General features: G+C 42.1%; 16 protein-coding genes. 10 read left to right on the top strand and 6 right to left on the bottom strand.

The window, feature by feature from the left end; genetic code table 11:
* Window positions 1-29 precede the first annotated feature (29 nt).
* Window positions 30-3,065 (bottom strand): ThuA domain-containing protein, encoded by a 3,036-nt coding sequence (locus tag B4Q04_RS12975; RefSeq protein WP_088697060.1) that lies wholly within the window; start codon window positions 3,063-3,065, stop codon window positions 30-32.
* 179 nt (window positions 3,066-3,244) lie between these two features.
* Here B4Q04_RS12975 and B4Q04_RS12970 point away from each other — a divergent pair, with 179 nt between their 5' ends.
* The 9 genes from B4Q04_RS12970 to B4Q04_RS12930 all read left to right on the top strand — a co-directional run bounded on the left by B4Q04_RS12970 (window position 3,245) and on the right by B4Q04_RS12930 (window position 11,224).
* On the top strand, window positions 3,245-3,838 hold the full coding sequence (locus B4Q04_RS12970) for a methyltransferase domain-containing protein (RefSeq protein ID WP_013991492.1): 594 nt from the start codon (window positions 3,245-3,247) through the stop codon (window positions 3,836-3,838).
* 141 nt (window positions 3,839-3,979) lie between these two features.
* Window positions 3,980-4,357: a hypothetical protein gene (locus tag B4Q04_RS12965; RefSeq protein ID WP_088697059.1), complete on the top strand. Its 378-nt coding sequence runs from the start codon at window positions 3,980-3,982 to the stop codon at window positions 4,355-4,357.
* Between the two features lie 213 nt (window positions 4,358-4,570).
* Window positions 4,571-5,374, top strand: coding sequence for an MbnP family protein (locus tag B4Q04_RS12960; protein WP_088697058.1), 804 nt, complete (start codon window positions 4,571-4,573; stop codon window positions 5,372-5,374).
* Between the two features lie 61 nt (window positions 5,375-5,435).
* Window positions 5,436-6,482: a cytochrome-c peroxidase gene (locus B4Q04_RS12955; protein WP_088697057.1), complete on the top strand. Its 1,047-nt coding sequence runs from the start codon at window positions 5,436-5,438 to the stop codon at window positions 6,480-6,482.
* Complete coding sequence (locus B4Q04_RS12950) at window positions 6,457-7,476, top strand: hypothetical protein (protein ID WP_088697056.1); 1,020 nt, start codon at window positions 6,457-6,459, stop codon at window positions 7,474-7,476. The genes B4Q04_RS12955 and B4Q04_RS12950 overlap by 26 nt, the downstream gene beginning before the upstream one ends.
* Window positions 7,477-7,690: 214 nt before the next feature.
* Entirely contained in the window at window positions 7,691-8,386 is a 696-nt protein-coding gene (locus B4Q04_RS12945) for a DUF2490 domain-containing protein (protein ID WP_088697055.1), read from the top strand.
* Between the two features lie 39 nt (window positions 8,387-8,425).
* Complete coding sequence (locus B4Q04_RS12940; protein WP_088697054.1) at window positions 8,426-9,646, top strand: bifunctional alpha/beta hydrolase/OsmC family protein; 1,221 nt, start codon at window positions 8,426-8,428, stop codon at window positions 9,644-9,646.
* A gap of 131 nt (window positions 9,647-9,777) precedes the next feature.
* A complete protein-coding gene (locus tag B4Q04_RS12935) occupies window positions 9,778-10,416 on the top strand; it encodes a hypothetical protein (RefSeq protein WP_013991499.1) in 639 nt (212 codons plus the stop codon).
* 202 nt (window positions 10,417-10,618) lie between these two features.
* A complete protein-coding gene (locus B4Q04_RS12930) occupies window positions 10,619-11,224 on the top strand; it encodes a superoxide dismutase family protein (RefSeq protein WP_088697053.1) in 606 nt (201 codons plus the stop codon).
* Between the two features lie 83 nt (window positions 11,225-11,307).
* Here the strand turns inward: B4Q04_RS12930 and B4Q04_RS12925 are convergent, their stop codons facing one another.
* Entirely contained in the window at window positions 11,308-12,408 is a 1,101-nt protein-coding gene (locus tag B4Q04_RS12925; protein ID WP_088697052.1) for a BamA/TamA family outer membrane protein, read from the bottom strand.
* Window positions 12,409-13,560: 1,152 nt separating this feature from the next.
* Here B4Q04_RS12925 and B4Q04_RS12920 point away from each other — a divergent pair.
* The gene (locus B4Q04_RS12920; protein WP_013991502.1) at window positions 13,561-14,754 is read left to right on the top strand and encodes an LETM1-related biofilm-associated protein; all 1,194 of its coding nucleotides are present in this window, start codon (window positions 13,561-13,563) and stop codon (window positions 14,752-14,754) included.
* An 81-nt stretch (window positions 14,755-14,835) separates the two neighbouring features.
* Here the strand turns inward: B4Q04_RS12920 and B4Q04_RS12915 are convergent, their stop codons facing one another.
* From B4Q04_RS12915 to B4Q04_RS12900, 4 genes are all read right to left on the bottom strand, one after another.
* Window positions 14,836-15,591, bottom strand: a complete 756-nt coding sequence (locus B4Q04_RS12915) for a LytR/AlgR family response regulator transcription factor (protein WP_013991503.1) — start codon at window positions 15,589-15,591, stop codon at window positions 14,836-14,838.
* A gap of 30 nt (window positions 15,592-15,621) precedes the next feature.
* The gene (locus tag B4Q04_RS12910; RefSeq protein WP_088697051.1) at window positions 15,622-15,960 is read right to left on the bottom strand and encodes a 2TM domain-containing protein; all 339 of its coding nucleotides are present in this window, start codon (window positions 15,958-15,960) and stop codon (window positions 15,622-15,624) included.
* Between the two features lie 40 nt (window positions 15,961-16,000).
* Window positions 16,001-16,294, bottom strand: coding sequence for a 2TM domain-containing protein (locus B4Q04_RS12905; RefSeq protein ID WP_013991505.1), 294 nt, complete (start codon window positions 16,292-16,294; stop codon window positions 16,001-16,003).
* Window positions 16,295-16,439: 145 nt separating this feature from the next.
* A complete protein-coding gene (locus B4Q04_RS12900; RefSeq protein WP_088697050.1) occupies window positions 16,440-17,783 on the bottom strand; it encodes a 2TM domain-containing protein in 1,344 nt (447 codons plus the stop codon).
* Window positions 17,784-17,880 lie beyond the last annotated feature (97 nt).

Genomic DNA, 17,880 nt, shown 5'->3' with positions numbered 1-17,880 from the left:
CCGCTTTTCTATTTTTAAGGAAAGACGTTTTATTTAGACGTATCCGCTGCTTCCTTTTCTTTCAACACTACGGTTTGTACACCGGTAAGCGGTATGGCCCCTTCTTGGCCGTTATCGGTATAACTTGCCGTGATGACCATCACCTTGTCATCCTTGGTCGGTTTCGGTACAATACTGCCCGAAGCGGGAAGCGACTTCTCCTTTACCGAAGTGTCGGCCAAAGACATGATGTACTCCACGATCTGTCGGGTTTCATCTTTGGTGATATTCGGATGCGCAGGCATTACTACCTCGCCCCAAACACCGCCACCGCCTGAAACGATTTTTTTCTGCAGGTAGGCCTTGGCTTTTTTGTCCTTTTTATACTTATCGGCCACAGCCATATAATTCGGGCCAATAGACGGACCGTTCTCTTTGTGGCACGTTTTACAGTCCATTCCCTGAGTAAGCGCCTTTCCTGTTACGGCTGCGGAAACCTGTTGATGTCCCAATGACATATTCTGCTCATCAAAACTTTCCAAATAATCGACCGAAACAAAAATGTTTTTGGGGTCTATGATATCCCCATCGGCATCCTTGGCCTTCACCTCATATTTCACGGGAACCCCTTTTTCAAAAAACTCGGCGTTTCCTTCTAAAGCAATGGTCACTTCTGGTCTCGAATTTCCGGCCACTATGGTAATCATATCGCTTTTTACGGCATCGCCCTTATCGTCTTTTACTTCCACGGAAATCCTATAATCACCGGCCGTGTCGTACGTGTGACTTATTTGTGGTTCAGTAGTTTCCTTGGTCTCACCATTGCCCAAATCCCACACATAGGTAATAGCATCGTCTTCGCGGTCTCTTGCCTCTACCTTGGCATTGACTGTAAGCGGTAATTTCCCCGAAGTGTGATCTACGATCATATGGTCTATAATCGGTGGACGGTTACCGCCATTGTATTCAATATAACTTAAAGCGGAATTCTCGTTTTGGGTAAACCAACCGCTACCGTATTCCAACAAGTAGACCCTACCGTTCGGCCCCATCTCCATATCGATCAAGTTATTGACCTTAATATCGGAAGCAAAAGGCTCCATTTTATATAAGGTACCATCTTCAAAGAAGGTAACGGCCTTCATCCAACCACGCATCCAATCGTAAATAATGGTTTTTCCATCGAAATAACTTGGGAGTCCCCCTCCATTGGGATACATATCGGAATAATAGGTAGGTCCGGCCATGGCATTCCTTCCACCCGACCCTACTTCCGGAAATTCTTTGGAATCGACGTAAGGGTAGTAGATATAGGCCTCTTTTGCAGGAGGAAGCTCTCGGAGCCCCGTATTGTTCTTAGAATCGTTTATTGGCTTTTGCGGATCAAAAGTAATGCCGCTTTCACCGGTTTCGTAATCGTAATCTACATAAGGCTTGTTATCGGCAATGAACAAAGGCCAACCAAAGTTACCGGCTTCCGTTGCACGGTTCATCTCATCGTACCCCTTTGGCCCTCGTTTTTCAAACTGATCATTACGCGCATCAGGTCCGACCTCGCCCCAGTACAGGGTACTGTTTTTCTGGTCTACCGAAATACGATAAGGGTTTCTATGCCCCATCGTGTAGATTTCGGGCCTTGCCTTTTCAGTTCCCTTAGCGAACAAATTGCCTTCAGGAATATCATAACTACCGTCTTCGTTCACTTTTATACGAATAATTTTCCCTCTTAGGTCATTGGTGTTACCGGAAGACCTGCGGGCATCATATTGCTCATGTCCAGGGATGTCGTTTAAAGGTGCATAACCATTGTTCACATACTTTACCCCTTTTTCGTTAAAAGGAGTAGAATTGTCTCCCGTTGAAAGGTAGAGCAATTTATCAGGACCAAAGGCAATGGAGCCTCCGGTATGGCAGCAGATTTCACGCTGTGAATCCACTTCCAAAATAACCTGCTCCGAAGCTAGGTCGAAAACCCCGTCTTTGTATTGAAAACGAGACAGGCGGTTCACCCATTTATCTCCCGTAGGGGAATAATAAAGGTAAATCCAATGGTTTGTGGCAAAATCAGGGTCTTTCTGGAGTCCCATTAACCCTTCTTCCGCATTGACCCCCGGGGTGTTCAAGGTTTTATAATAGACATCCAACGAAGCCACTTCCTTGAGTTCTTGGCTAGCATCGCTATACAAGAGTACCTGTCCGCGACGTTGCGCGATCAATACATCGTTATTAGGTAATACGGCCATTTCGGTAGGCTCAAAAAACTCGCCTACACTCAATTGTTTTTTGGTGAAACGGTCTACATCGGGTGGTATCTGTGTAGTGGCCTTTGAATAGTCCAATACTTTGTTTTCACCGATGGCATAATTGATTCCTCCCAGTAAATGTTTTAAGAAAAGTTCTTCAGAAAAGGTTTCATCGGTATGACCCGCACCTGTATAAAAGGCCCGACCCCCATCAAACTCATGGTACCAAGCGAACGGATGGTAATCGCCGTTGGTGCCCCCTTCATAGGTTGATTCATCTACGGTCATTACGACGTGTACATCAGGATTGATCTTGTTGTAATTGTAGATTTCATCGCTTCTATGCCAAACGGAGTCGGTAAAAAATTCCGTTGCCGCAAAGTTTTTATCGGTAATGATAAAATCGGCCTCTGGTGTCCCTTTGGGGTGACTTGCAAACTGAGCCCCCACCAGTTTGGTGTACCAGCCCCAGTCGTACTCGGTATCGGCTGCAGCGTGTATGCCTACAAAACCGCCACCGGCCTGAATATAACGCTCAAAAGAAGCTTCTTGCCTGGCATCCAGTACATTCAGAGTGGTGCTCAAAAAGATAATTGCGGAATACTGCTTTAAATTGTCTTCATTAAAAAGTTCCGAATTTTTTGTGGTATCGACCTGAAAGCCGTTTTCTGCGCCCAACTTTTGAATGGCGGCAATACCGGCAGGTATCGATTTGTGGTGCCAGCCCGAGGTCTTTGAAAAAACCAAAACTTTAGGTTTACCCTCTCTTTTTTGGCTTCCATCACCACAAGCGGCAAGGATCAGTCCTACCATAAGGACTAAAATGGATACTGTTTTCTTCATAAATGAAATGCTTGACTTATTTGGTTTAGTTTGAAACAAGTTTTAAATGTAAGGATTAGCTTTCTAATCGCCCAAAAGGAAGTGTTAGAAATACAATTTTGGGAAAATATTAATACAGTTTGACCATGATTTTATACTAACTTGAAAATTCAGATTACTTTATTAAATAAAAAAATACGATGAACGACCAACATGACTATTGGACGCAACGGTACAAAGAAAACAATACGGGATGGGATATCGGCTACCCCTCTACCCCCATAAAGACCTACGTTGACCAACTTACCGACAAAAACCTTTCTATTTTAATACCCGGGGCCGGAAATGCCTATGAAGCAGAATACCTTTGGAAAGAAGGTTTTAAGAATGTTTTTGTGATGGACGTCTCGGAAATACCTTTAGAACATTTTCTCAATAGAAATCCCGATTTCCCCAAAGCACAATTGCTACAGGAAAACTTCTTTGAACACCAAGGGCAATACGATCTTATTCTTGAGCAAACCTTTTTCTGTTCATTCCCTCCTACCGACGATAATCGCAATGCCTATGCACGGCAAATGGCCAAACTTTTAAAACCCAAGGGGAAACTGGTAGGCCTTTGGTTCGATATTCCCCTGACAGGAGATATGGAAAAACGTCCTTTTGGCGGCTCTAAAGAACTATACCTGAACCACCTAAACCCTTTCTTCAAGACAACCACTTTTACCCGATGCTACAACTCGATAGGCCCAAGAGCGGATAACGAGCTCTTTGGTATTTTTGTAAAAAAGTAAACTACCTCGGGGCATTTAATCTCGATTATCGAGTAAAATATCTCGTACGAAGACTTTTATATGGTATTGCCGTAACCACAGAAACGATTCTTTTTGACAAATTCTATTTTGTCTAAAGGAAAAAGAAAGTATTTTTGCCGAATGAAACAGTACGTAGTGCTTTTCGTGGCGTTTATAATGATGGTCAAACCACTTTGGCCAGTAGCGGAATATATCGCCAACTACGACTATATCAAAAACGTACTTTGCGAGAACCGCGACAAACCGATGCTTCATTGTGACGGTAAATGTTACTTGGCCAAACAACTCGCCAAAGAATCCGAAGAAAATAGTAAAAACCCTTTTGGGGAAAAACAGGCGAAAGTAGAAATACAGCCCGTTGTTTTCTTTCAATCCCTATTACCAATAGAATTTGGTTTCTATACCGATATTCCTTCGATCAAAAACTACAAAATTGAATCGAATTTAATTTCCCTTCTTTTAACTTCCGACATATCGGAGCCGCCCGAGTGCGCATAAGGTCTTTCCTTGGAAAATAGCTACGCCAAACTGTATCCTAAATCGAACAGGGCGGGCATTTCCCTTTACTAAATCGACAGGTTTTTCCTTTTTTAGGATATAAACCCTTGTCACTCAAATAAAATACAACATTTGAATGGGTTTTGGTATGCCTAGAACACATAGCATCAACATAAGCTGTTAGGTCTACCGTCCCTCAAAAAATATTTATCCATGAAACATTCTTTATTGGCCCTTTCGGCCCTATTCGCCCTTTTTATGACCTCTTGTTCAAACGATGACGACATGAGCGATGACGATGCCCTAACAGGAAGCGGTGAAATCTCAATAAAATTCGATAATGGTTACAATGGTAACGACCTAGTATTAGGCGTCGAAAACGCGGCCAATGCCAATGGTGAAAAGATTACCATCAACCGTTTCAACTACATCATCAGCAACGTAAGGTTTGTCAACAAAGACGGTGCAGAGTACGCTTACGATAAAGACAATAGCTATTTTATCATCAGCCAAGAAGAAGAGGAAGACCAAATAGAACTTGACGATATCCCTGCCGGCGAATACACAACCTTGAAATTCGGTGTTGGTGTCGATCAAGAAAAATATCTTCAAGGTTCCGAAGGACAAGGCGATTTCCTCGTCGAGGCCGAAGAGAACAACATGATGTGGTCATGGCAAGCAGGTTATAAATTCTTGAACTTTGAAGGCACCTTTACATCGGAAAGCATAACCGAGGCGACGGAATTTAAGATTCATATGGGCAGCCACGGCTCAAGTCTTGACAACTACAAGGAAGTCGTTTTACAACTACCGATGAATGTTCGTGTAAGTGATGAGATCGACTCGAATATCCACTTAAAGATAGACGCCTCAAAAATATTGGCAGGGGCCACCAACAGTATTTCACTTACCGAAAAGCAGGTGATTATGGTCGATGCCGAAAAATCGCCTCAAATAGCCGTGAATACTTCTGAAATGTTCGAAGTAGACCACATTCACAACGGTGGAGGGCACTAAGCCAAAAGCAAAGTAATTGATAACCGGCCTTTATTCGGCCGGTTATCATAACAAAGTTAAGATGCAAAAATCCAGTATACTTGTAGTACTTGTAACCTTGGCGTTGTGGTCTTGTGATACATCCTCGGATGACTACCAGACCGTTAACGAACCCTTGGAATTTACAGTGCCCTCGAATTTTCCGGAGCCGATCTATGACTTAGAGGCAAATCCTCCGACTACCGTGGGTTTTGAGCTGGGCAAAAAGCTTTTCTACGATGGCCGACTGTCAAGCAATGGGTTTATCTCGTGTGGATTTTGTCATGAACAACGTACCGCTTTCACACACCATGGCCACCAATTCAGCCACGGCATAGACGACCTCGAAGGGGTTAGAAACACCCCCGCGATACAGAACGCGGCATTTATGAAAGAATTTACCTGGGATGGCGCCACAAGCCATTTAGACCTATTTCCTATAATACCCATTACCAATGAGGTCGAAATGGGCGAAACGGTTAGCAATGTAATCGCTAAAATCAAAAGCGACGACGAATACCAAAAACTCTTCGCTCTGGCCTTTGAAGATGAGGAAGTAAACACCGAAAACTTTTTCAAGGCCCTCTCCCAATTTATGGTGATGATGATTTCGGCCGATTCAAAGTACGATAAGTTCGTACGACAAGAAGAAGGCGGAACATTTACCGAAGAAGAACTTGAAGGGCTCTCCGTTTTCCAGAACAAATGTGCCTCTTGTCACGCCACCGACCTTTTTAGCGATGACGCTTTTAGAAATAACGGATTGGCCCCCAACCCAACTCTCAACGACATAGGCCGTGAAGAAGTGAGCGGCTCCCCTGATGACCGGTACAAGTTCAAAGTACCCAGTTTAAGAAACGTGGCCCTTACCGCTCCCTATATGCACGATGGAAGGTTCGGCTCACTAGAAGCCGTACTCGACTTTTACAGTGAATCGGTCGTAGACTCCCCCACCTTGGATCCTATTTTAAAACAAGAGAGCAGTTTAGGCATTCCCTTAACTGATAATGAAAAAAATGTATTGCTAGCCTTTTTAGGAACATTAACGGATGAAACTTATATAAATGACGAACGATTTGCTGAATACTAGAAACCTATATCGGTTTTTTACGCTCGTGTGCATTGGCTTTTACACTAGTCTTTCATACGGAAACGACAATCCGAACATTGACGGCCCGACCCCAAGTGGATGCGCTACGCACATTCATTATGATGGTGAATATTTCGATTTCTGCGACACCTGTGGCTGTGGCAGTAGCGGAGGAAGCATGGGCTACGGTACGGGATTGAACAATAATTTTTTCGGACTGCGCTATATCGGTCAAGAGTACCGATCACGTGATGGAATTTTTGCCGATTCCCCTTGGATTACCGAAAATTTCAACACCATACAGGCCTGGGCCAACCTTCCGATTAGCAAAAGGATAATCGCGAACGTTATCGTACCCTTTCAATTTCACAACAGAAGCCTGCCCGACAATACCGAACAGACCATCAGCGGCCTTGGCGATATTAGCGTTCTCGGATTCTACAATTTAATTGCGGCTACACCCGACAGCATCGTTTCCATAAAACCGGAACACTACTTACAACTGGGCGGTGGTATTAAAATGCCTACCGGAAAATATGACAAAGACAATAACGAAGGCAGTGTAAACCCTAGTTTTCAATTGGGGAACGGCAGCTGGGATTATGTGTTGGCCATGAATTACGGTTTCACCTATAGAAACTGGGGTATTAGCACTATGGCCAATTACACCATAAAAACCAAGAACCCAAAAGACTACCAATTTGGAAACCAGTTGAATTTAGGCATCAACGCCTTTAAAACCTATTACATCTCCGATGTTGCCCTAACCCCCATAGTTGGGGTTTCTGAGGAAATCTACGCCAGTAACAGGGAATTAGGTATTGAGGTAGCACATACCAAAGGTGATGTCTTCTTAGGAAAACTTAGTATTGAAGCCAGTTACAACAGATACTCATTGGGCCTGGCAGGTATGCTACCTATCAGCCAAAACCTAAACGACGACAAGGTTGAACTCCGCAATAGGATTTCAGTTTACATGAACATAAATTTATAGATGAATTTTTGTTCTTCATAGTCCTGTTTTCAATGTTTGATAGTCATTCGAAAGCAGGACTTTTTTTATTCCCTATACTAAAAACAACAAAGTCCTTTTCAACTGCATGGGTTAAGAGCTTTTTAAGAAATATGATGTAAAGTTTTTGGTATATTTAAAGTTTTCGTCACTGACGATCCAACTTATTTTCTTTAAACCAAATCCCTCATTTTTTATGAAGCGAAGTCTACTCAGTCTTATTTTTCTATGTTCAATTTTCGCCAATGCCCAAGAGACCGGGGAAAGCAGTCTCGGCACATGGCATATGTATTTTGGCACCAATAAAATTTCGGACCGATTTAGCATTCATACCGAAGGCCAATTACGCTATTTTGAACAAGCCGATAATTTTAATCAGCTTTTGCTTCGAACGGGGCTCAATTACCATCTCAACCCAAACACCATTGCCACTATGGGCTATGGCTATATTACCACCGATGGCAGTTTTGAGGAATTTCCCGATGAGATCAACACCAAAGAGCACCGTATTTTTGAGCAATTGATCCTTAAAAATAGGGTTTGGGAATTTTTGTTCGAACATCGTTATAGACTTGAACAACGCTTTCTAGATTTTGGAGAAACCACCGACACACAACACAGGGCAAGGTACCGACTACAGGTAACCCTACCCCTTACCGATGTGTTTTTCCTGAATTTTTACGATGAGATTTTTTTGAACCTGCAAGATGAAGTTTTTGGTCAAAACCGCTTGTATGCGGCCCTTGGCATTAATGTTACCCATAACCTGAGCGTACAGGCCGGATATTTAAAAAACCACTTTTCTACCGCAAATTTCGACAGGTTACAGATAGGTGTGACCTACAACCCCGACTTAAGAGGTATATTCAAAAAAGACAATAGTGGCAGCTAAGTATCGATAGCGGCCCGATCACACCAAAAAAAAACACAGATGAGCCTTCAAAAAGTACGTTTTGGGAATAAGGACGGGCAAGATTTAGTAGGAAGACTGGAACTACCCGCCAATAGACATCCACATAACTTTGCCATATTCGCCCACTGCTTTACCTGTACCAAGAACCTAACGGCCGTACGCAATATCAGCAAAGCCCTTACCTCAAACGGTTTTGGTGTGCTTCGTTTTGATTTTACGGGTTTGGGTGAAAGCGACGGCGATTTTGAAAACACCAATTTTTCCGGAAACGTCGAAGATCTGATCGCCGCCTCCGATTTTCTTGAAAAAAATTACCAAGCCCCCACACTATTGGTCGGGCATTCCCTTGGTGGGGCCGCTGTAATATTTGCTGCCGATAAAATCAACTCCATAAAGGCCCTGGCCACCATAGGCGCCCCTTCGAACCCTATCCATATAGAACACCTTTTAAAGGAGGGTATTCCCGAGATCGAAAAGAGCGGAAAAGCCGTCATCAACTTAAGCGGAAGGGACTTCACCATAAAAAAACAATTTTTAGACGACCTGCAGCACAAACCGCTGTCGCAAATACTGGGGCAGCTCCGCAAACCCATATTGATATTGCACTCCCCGCAAGACACCACCGTTGCAATTAAAAATGCCGAAGAAATCTATGTGGCCGCACGACACCCCAAAAGCTTTATTTCATTAGATGGTGCCGACCACCTGTTATCAAACAAAAGGGATTCTTTTTATGCAGGCGAGGTTATCTCAGGATGGGCCAAACGCTATTTGGAGATCGATACTACACGTAAAGAGGAACCAAAGACGAAACACCAGGTTGTGGCCAGCCTAGACCATGACGATGGTTTTTCGACCCAAATGAAAGTAGGCAATCATTTCCTTACGGCAGACGAGCCCGTAGATGTCGGCGGAAATGATTTTGGGCCCTCACCGTACGAACTTGTTTCTGCCGGTCTTTCGGCCTGTACGGCCATGACGATCCAAATGTACGCCAAAAGAAAAGCTTGGGTCATAGACAATATAGAGGTACACACCTCCCACAATAGAAGCCATGTGGCCGATTGTAAGGATTGCGAATCGGACGGTTCTAAAATAGACACCTTTGAAAGGGAAATAAAATTAACGGGCCCTCTAGATGAAAAGCAAAAGAAGCGTATTCTGCAAATTGCCGACAAATGTCCCGTTCACAAGACTTTGCACAGCCAAATACAGGTCATCACCAAGCTTATTGACTAAAGAATCCCTGCTTTCGCCCCAACAAACTACAAGAACAATGGTTTTTATGTGTTAAAATCGTCTTGATCTCACCTTGGTTTAGCTGTAAGAATGTTTAACTTTGATGTCAAACCTAAAAATTCACAGTGAACATGAAAAAAATTACACTTTTAGCCCTTGGGCTATTGTTAGTTGGCGCTTTTAGCTGTAAAGACGCCAAAAAGGAAAACACTGAACAAAGTTCCGAGGCACAAGCCGCTACGGAAACCTATAGCCTAGTACAAGACTCTACAAAGGTTAGCTTCACGGCATATAAGACTACCGAAAAATTACCTGTGGGCGGTAAGTTCACCAAAATAAACATTACTAAAGCCGGTGAGGGTACTTCGGCCCTGGAAGCTTTAAACGGTACGGAATTCAGTATTCCGGTGAGCAGTTTGTTCACTAATGATGCTACTGGAACCCGTGACCCTAAAATTTTGGAATTCTTCTTTGGGGTTATGGAAAACACCGAGCTTATTTCAGGTGTCTTTAAAGTATCTGCGGACAACAAATGTTCTATTGACGTAAGCTTGAACGGCAAGACCGAAAATATTGCCCTTACACATAAGGCCGTTTCTGACACTGCATTGACCTTTGACGGTGTTATGAACCTTGAAAACTGGGATGCCCTTGACGCCGTAGCTTCTATCAACAAGGCCTGTGAAGCCTTACATACCGGTAAAGACGGTGTTAGCAAAACTTGGAGCGAAGTAGCCGTTCACGCCGAAGTATTGCTTCAAAAAAACTAGACGCCTTAGAGGGAAAAAACAAACTCCCTTAACGGAATACAATTAAAAAAAGCCACTTTCCCAATGAGACGGAAAGTGGCTTTTTTTTATGCCCCCCTTCATTTTTGACACTATAGATAAGAATGATGCCGCATATGAATACACAGCCGAAAAACGATTATTTTCTGGTTAATTTCGGATGGAATCACAAAATCTAGTCACAATGAAAAATATAAAATTCAGCTTGGCCCTAGTAGTGGCCCTGACAATACTCAATTGTAAAGAAGCCAAAAAAGATACGGACGGAAGTCCAGACAGCTCGAACAAAAGCCTTGAAACAACAGGGGGAAACCTTGCAAAAACGAAGTCCCAAACAACTGACACCCTCACGGTCAACATGAGCTCAAAAAGCAACAGCACGGTCAGCGGCACAATCACATTTGTACAGAGTGGAACTGAAGTGGAAATGAAAGCCATCTTTACCGGTTTGGACGAAGGACCCCACGCCATCCACTTGCACGAAAATGCCGATTGCTCATCGCAAGACGGAAAGTCGGCAGGCGGACATTGGAACCCAACGGAGGAAGCCCACGGCAAATGGGGTTCTGAAAAAGGCTACCACAAAGGAGATATAGGCAATTTTACGGCCGATAAGGAAGGTAGGGCCACCGTTACATTCGCCACGGACGAGTGGTGCATTGATTGTAACGACGAGAACAAGAATATTATAGGTCGGTCAGTAATCGTACACAAAGGTCAAGATGACTTTACATCGCAACCAAGTGGCGATGCCGGTTCACGGATAGCTTGCGCGGGAATCACCAAATAAACGACATAACACCCCATCAAAAAAGCCACTTTTACAGTGGCTTTTTTTTATTCCGTAAACACCCTCTGCAGCTGTCGATATTCTTAAAAAGCTTCTTTAATGGTAAAGTAAAAATTACCACCCTCGCTAGACATACCGTAGTCGGCACGAATACGCACCCCATCCCTTTTGTTGATTATATACCGTATTCCGACACCACCGGCATTTTTATATGCTGACGAGAAGGCCTCATTTAAAGTAGGAGTCACGGTACCCGAAGAACCAAAGACGGCTCCCCCGAACCTACCGGCTATAGGAAACCTATATTCCAAAACCATACTCAGTTCCGAAGTGTCTTGAAATCGGCGGTTATTGATCCCACGCGTCCGTTTTGACCCCAAGTAGAACAAATCGTAAAACGGGGTATTTTTACTGCTACCTCCCAAAAATAGGTTGGCGGCTATAACCTGTTTTTTACCGACCTTTTGATAATAGCGACTGTCGAGCTCGAACTTCGAGTATTTAAAACTGGCCCCCAAGATCTTGCTGGAGGTAAACAAATTGCCCTGAATATACATCCCTTCCGTAGGAAAGAATACATTGTCACGCGTATCATAAAAAACGCGAATACCAATGTTCGATAGGGTTCCATCTCGTTTTCCCGGTACATCGGAGGCTTCTAAAATTCCACCCTCCTCAATTTTCAAACTACTGAAGTTATCGAATTCATAGCCAACCCCTATGTAGAAATTGGGCCATATATCCCGCATCAGCGCCAAGCGTGCCCTGGGAAATGTAACCTCATAGGTTTCCTCATCTTCTTCCCTGCTATCCACCCCTACCCCATAAAAATTGTAGAAATATTTATAGAAGCCGAGCTCTCCCAACAAACGCCAGCGCTCATTTTTCTTATAGAATTCAAAGGGCATATAGAGCAACAGCTGACTTTTGGTCGTATAACTTAACCCCAGTTGTACCGATGAAGGCCTAGTTTCCTTTTGTTCCTCCTTCAGCCAAAAATTGGCGATACCGATTCCCCCAAAACCAAATGCCGTTTCAGGTGTGTAAAACGCTACGGGAAATGCGGAAATTTTCAGATTTTTGACAATAGAGTCTTGGCTGCCTTGCGCCTGCTTTTGAGCCGTTAACTGACCGGTATGGACAAGGAACAGTGCCAGTACTATAATTTTGCTGATATGGGCCATTATACGCTTTAAATCGCCCGCGACAAATAAAGTTAGCCCGGCAATGATTTTATATGGGGCAATTTAGCCTCAGTAGACCGTAAGCGCTGTTCCATATGCACAAATTACTGGCTTAAAAAAGTTGAAGAACGGTAATTCGTTTCGAAAAACAATAAAATGGATGGGGGTTGGGACATTTAGCACAAAACCGCGTATATCGATGGAAAGCATCTATTGCAATTCCTTTCCCATTTTGAAAATGACAATTACGTATTGGCCCCGTTTTTAACAAAGCCATAAAGACAAAAAGAAGACTTTAGCCGTACGAAAACAATGCTATGATATATTTCTTCCAGTACCTAGCGATTAGCCGGCAGACAACTTATAACAACGTTGATTCAAGGTTTGATGGCCGTGTGCTTAGAAGTTGTGCCAGGGCATCATTAGCGACACTGCGGAATGGCGCATGATATGTTACGGTAATGCAGGGTACCGTAAAAAGGTAATTTAATTGTAGTCGTGGATGTTTATTTCTCCGCTTTAAGTAATTTTCTTAGTGCTTTCCGAGCTGATATAACTCTGTATACTAGAATCGACATGAAAGAAAGCCAAATAAAGAAAAGAATGTATTCCATAACGGTTGGGGTTTTTTTGGGGATTCATTTAGGTTAAATTACTCTAAATTCTACAGTATCAGCATACAATAGAATAGCACATGTTACAATTTGGAAGATAAACTTAGTTATTTATTTTGTAATTTCCTACGCTAAAGTTAAAAAAAACACAAAAATTTGCATTTTTTTAAAAGCCCTATAACATAAGGATAACCTTGTCGATCTTGATCAAATTAGCTAACCAACAAATACGGATAGGCAATTTGCACTACATGAACGAAAGACATCCAACTTTAGCGCCTTTTGACCGAAAAAATTTAATTGTCGCTTCTAAATGTTGAGCGGCTTAGCCTTGACCTTCGAATATAAACTCAACCCATTCATTACGGAAAAAGCAGACCACACCACTATTTAAAACACTTATGATCAACAATTTGACAAGCACAAGCTTTTAAACCCAACATCTTTTAAAAGTTGACCCTCCTTATGCAATTAAGTTCCCTATGCCCTTTTCATTTGCTCATTTTGATGTAATTTGGCGTTTTGAAACGATAAGACTATGAACCCCTCGGCTTCCGGTTGGATCAATAAATTCGGCTCCCTTGTAGAGGACCATAAGGAACTGTATTCCGATTTTGACGCATTATATTTTAGCTTAAAGCAAACGGGATTTGTATACGGTATAAACATTGAGATTCCCTCCTTCATTGATGCGGAACACCAGCTTTCCGACGATGAAAAGGCCAAAATCAACCTATTGAACGCCCTTTACGGCACTTTCGTTCTAGAGCAGACGAAAACCGACAAGGATTTCGATACCTTTCTAAAATATGTCTTTGATTTTTATACGGATTTAAAGGCCAACCATATTTCCTTCTTCAACAAGATCCTAACGGGCTCAAAGACTTCCGCCCAGCTGGAAAAACTAATCGACTCTAGGGTCTCTTTGGAGGATAACCTAATCAGCAAGACCTTCAACAGGATCATCACCAATTCCTTGTTGTTTATCGATGTACTGCTCTTCAAACGATACCTCAATCACCCGGAAGACATACGCCAACACGCCCAACTGATCGAATACCTCGCCATAAACATTACCTATCACGCGCTGAGCTCAAAGGAAATGAACAAAAGCGACGAACGCCTCGCCCAACTTTTTGCATCTTCCCTCACCTTTATCAAGAGCGACGTTCAAAATTTTGACGGCAGCTATCGCGAAAAACTCCTGAACAACAACTCGGTTTTGGAAAACAGGTATTTTTTAGATGTAGGATGCTTGACCGTATGGGAAGACAAATCACTGGAATACCAAGAATCGGAATTCATTTTCGGCCTTGGAAAAGATCTTGGTTTTAAACCCGACGAAATAGCAAAAGCCCTTGACGAAATCAAGGTCTTTTTTAGCAAAAACTCTAAAACCATCCCCTTTCTCAAAGACACGAATTTAGCGCTTCAGTTTTATGAAAGCATGTCAAAAATGGTCAACAAGCTTATTTTACGAAATAGCAAACGACTACAAAAGGAATTGGCCGAAAGCAAGGAATTGGTATTCCTACTTTCTAAATCTACAGTGAGGGACCTTAGTGAAGAAGAGAAGAAAAAAGTTCAAAACCAACTTATCGACATCTTCAAAAGCATTCCTTCCTTGGCTATTTTTATCCTCCCGGGCGGGGCCGTTTTATTACCGATTTTCATAAAATTGATTCCGAAGTTACTCCCTTCTTCCTTTGATGAAAATCGGGTGGAAAAATAGTGGCTATTATCGAAAAAAAGCCACTATAAGAAAAATCTATAACGAATTTAATTACACTTAAAATCAGATTATTAAATACCATTACTCCAACCATAACTTAAAGTCTCGAACGCGCTCCCGGCTCACTATAATTTCCTCCCCATTATAGTGATTTAATTTGATTTTAAGACGCGAATTGGTGTATGAAACGATGTCTTTTATATGATTAATATTGATGTAAAATTTCCGGCTCACCCGAAAGAAAGTTTTGGGCTCCAACTCGTTTTCCAAATTTTCCAAAGTAGTATCCAAAAGGTAGTTTCTACCATCTGAAGTAGCGGCATAAGTTCCTTTGTTTTCACTGTAAAAACCCTCGACTTCGTCTGCATTTATAATTTTAAGGTGCTGCCCCACCCTTGCCGTAAATCTCTTTTTGTATTCACGCTCCAACGGGTTCACCAAAAGACTTTTTATATCATCAAAATTGAGCGTCATAGGCCGTACCTCCGGCTTAAAAGACCTGTATTTTTTTACGGCTACCTCCAATTCCTCATCATCGATAGGCTTTAACAAATAATCGATACTATTCAGCTTAAAGGCCTGCAAAGCGTATTCATCGTAAGCCGTAGTGAATATGATAGCACTCTTCACCTCCACGGCATCAAAAATCTCAAACGAAAGCCCATCCGAAAGCTGAATGTCCAAGAAAATGAGATCCGGATGCGGATTGTTTAAAAACCACTCTACAGCTTCTTCCACAGAATGCAACATTTCCGACACTTCCACATCTAATTCGGACAATAAACGGGATAATCGCCTTGCTGCAGGCTTTTCATCTTCAATAACAATAGTCCTCATATTTGGTTTGATTAGTTTTTATAAAATAGGCTACAAATACTTTTTCATTTCGTTTTTATCAGCATCCATATACTTTTGAATTTGACGTTCCTCCCAAGCCTTACCAAAGAAAGGATTATACGAAAACACCTTAGCCCCATGAAAAACCACCCCTATTCCCCAAAAGAAAAAAGTAGAGAAGGTTCCAAAATTAAAGAATGCTTCCACAAAACTTTCACCATTGCCCATATTCCCTACAACAGCGCCCGTTATAACCATAATGTTTACGATTACAAAAACTGCCAAATGAATATAAAACCCTTTTAGCTGTTCTATTCTCTTTTTAGCCCTGACCTGCTTACTTCTTCTACCTAATGATGATGGTTCCATTTTTGTTTGTTTTTTATATTAAATCCAACCGAAATAAAGACTATTGCCACTTTCCTCCTTGCTCGTCCTCTTGCATGAATTGCTTTATCTTTCGTTCCTCCCAATCACGCCCGAAAAACGGATTGCCGCCAAAGGTCTTTACCGCACCAATAACGATACCTATTCCCCAACCGAATGCGGCCCAAAGAAACCAAGCGTACGCAAAGCCATTGGTATAGTAATTTATAGCCGCCAAAAAACTTATGGTCACCACGTAAGAAATCAACCCGTTATAGAATTTTTTCTCTCGCTCCACTCTTTCCTTTGCCCTGATATACTTACTTTCCCTTTCCATAATTTATATTTTTTTGGTTATTGATTACAAGTTCAAATTTCGCCAAAAGACCCTCCTTTTAAAAATACTACTTTCTGAACTGTAATTTTTTATGACCGAACTGTAAACTTTTAGTTTAACCTCACAAAAGACGATGAAAGTCCGTTTAAAAATTATCATCGTCCATATACTCCCGCATCTTTTTCTCCTCCCATCGCCTACCCCAGAGTGGATTGGCCCCAAAGGCCTCCATGGCGTGCATGGCTATACCAAAGCCCCAACCCAAAATAGGAAATATCACCCATGGAAAACTCGTGGTCCTATAATTTAAAAAAGCCAAGAAAGGCACCACAATACAATATGCTAAAAGGTTCCCATAAAAGCCTTTTATCGCCTCCACACGTTTTTTAGCTTTTTCGTAGCGCTTATCATTAATATACTCTTGCTGTATTTCCATGCTTGAAATTTGTTTTAAAAGAATAGGTAGGCTCACCCTGAACTCGGTAGCGGTCTTATCGATTTGAACCCTTCTATCGGTCAGAAGCGCATATCTCTCGCGAATATTATGCAAACCTACACCACTACTTTTCTTCACCACCTGCTTTTCCTGAAGGTTATTCACCACAACAAGTTCCCCATCCTGTTCAAAAACCCTTAAGTGCAGAGGCTTACCGGTGGTCACCACATTGTGCTTTACCGCATTTTCCAAAAGCAACTGGAGCGAGAGCGGAACAATCTTCGATTCAGGGTTCAAAGCCGCTTCAGGGATATCAAAAACGATACTATCTTCAAACCGCATTTTTAAAAGTCGAACATAGGTTTTTGCAAATTGAAGCTCCTCATCTACAAGTACCAAGTCTTTACTTTTTTGTTCAAGTACATACCGATAAACCTTTGACAGGGAAGAAGTAAACTTTTGCGCCTGATAGGGGTCCTCTTCTATAAGACTGGACAATACATTTAAGCTATTGAACAGAAAATGGGGGTCTAACTGATTCTTTAAAGCATCGAATTTTGCCGATGCCGTATTGGCTATTATTTTTTGCTCCTTAACTTTATTCTCTTGCCTATAACGGTAATAATAGATTGCATAGAACACTAAAGCCACTGCTAAAGCAATTGCAGTGGAGCGCTGGTAATTATCTATGGAATGATGCAATAAGGCCTCTTGAACAGATTTATCATAAAGCGTTACCCTAACGATAACAGTAGCCACAAAAACCCCAAAACACGAGATTGCCACATTACCCAGCACACCAATAGACATGCGTTTGACGGTATATATATTTCTTTCGAACTTTTTCAACAGAAAATAAAACCAATACATATTTACAACGTACAAGACTATCGAAAACACGAGATTGGTAAAATACTCCCTCCACATGTCCTGAAAGATCATATCAAACCTTTGTTCATCGGTAAAATAGTAATACGCGCTAAACCCAAAGAAGATGATGTTCCCAATAATAAAACCCCGAAAAAGCTCCTTTAAAATCCTGTTACCTTCCATTTTATGGTTTTCTAAAAAGTACCTGTCTTGTCCCTTATTGACACAAAGATGTCTTACAACACCCTATTTTTAAAATGAATACGACCCAATTGTAGAT

Origin of the sequence: Zobellia sp. OII3 (assembly GCF_002211465.1) — a bacterium.
GTDB classification, from domain to species: domain Bacteria; phylum Bacteroidota; class Bacteroidia; order Flavobacteriales; family Flavobacteriaceae; genus Zobellia; species Zobellia galactanivorans.
Note: the sequence above shows the minus strand (reverse complement) of the source record. Positions and strands in the feature narration are given on the sequence as shown.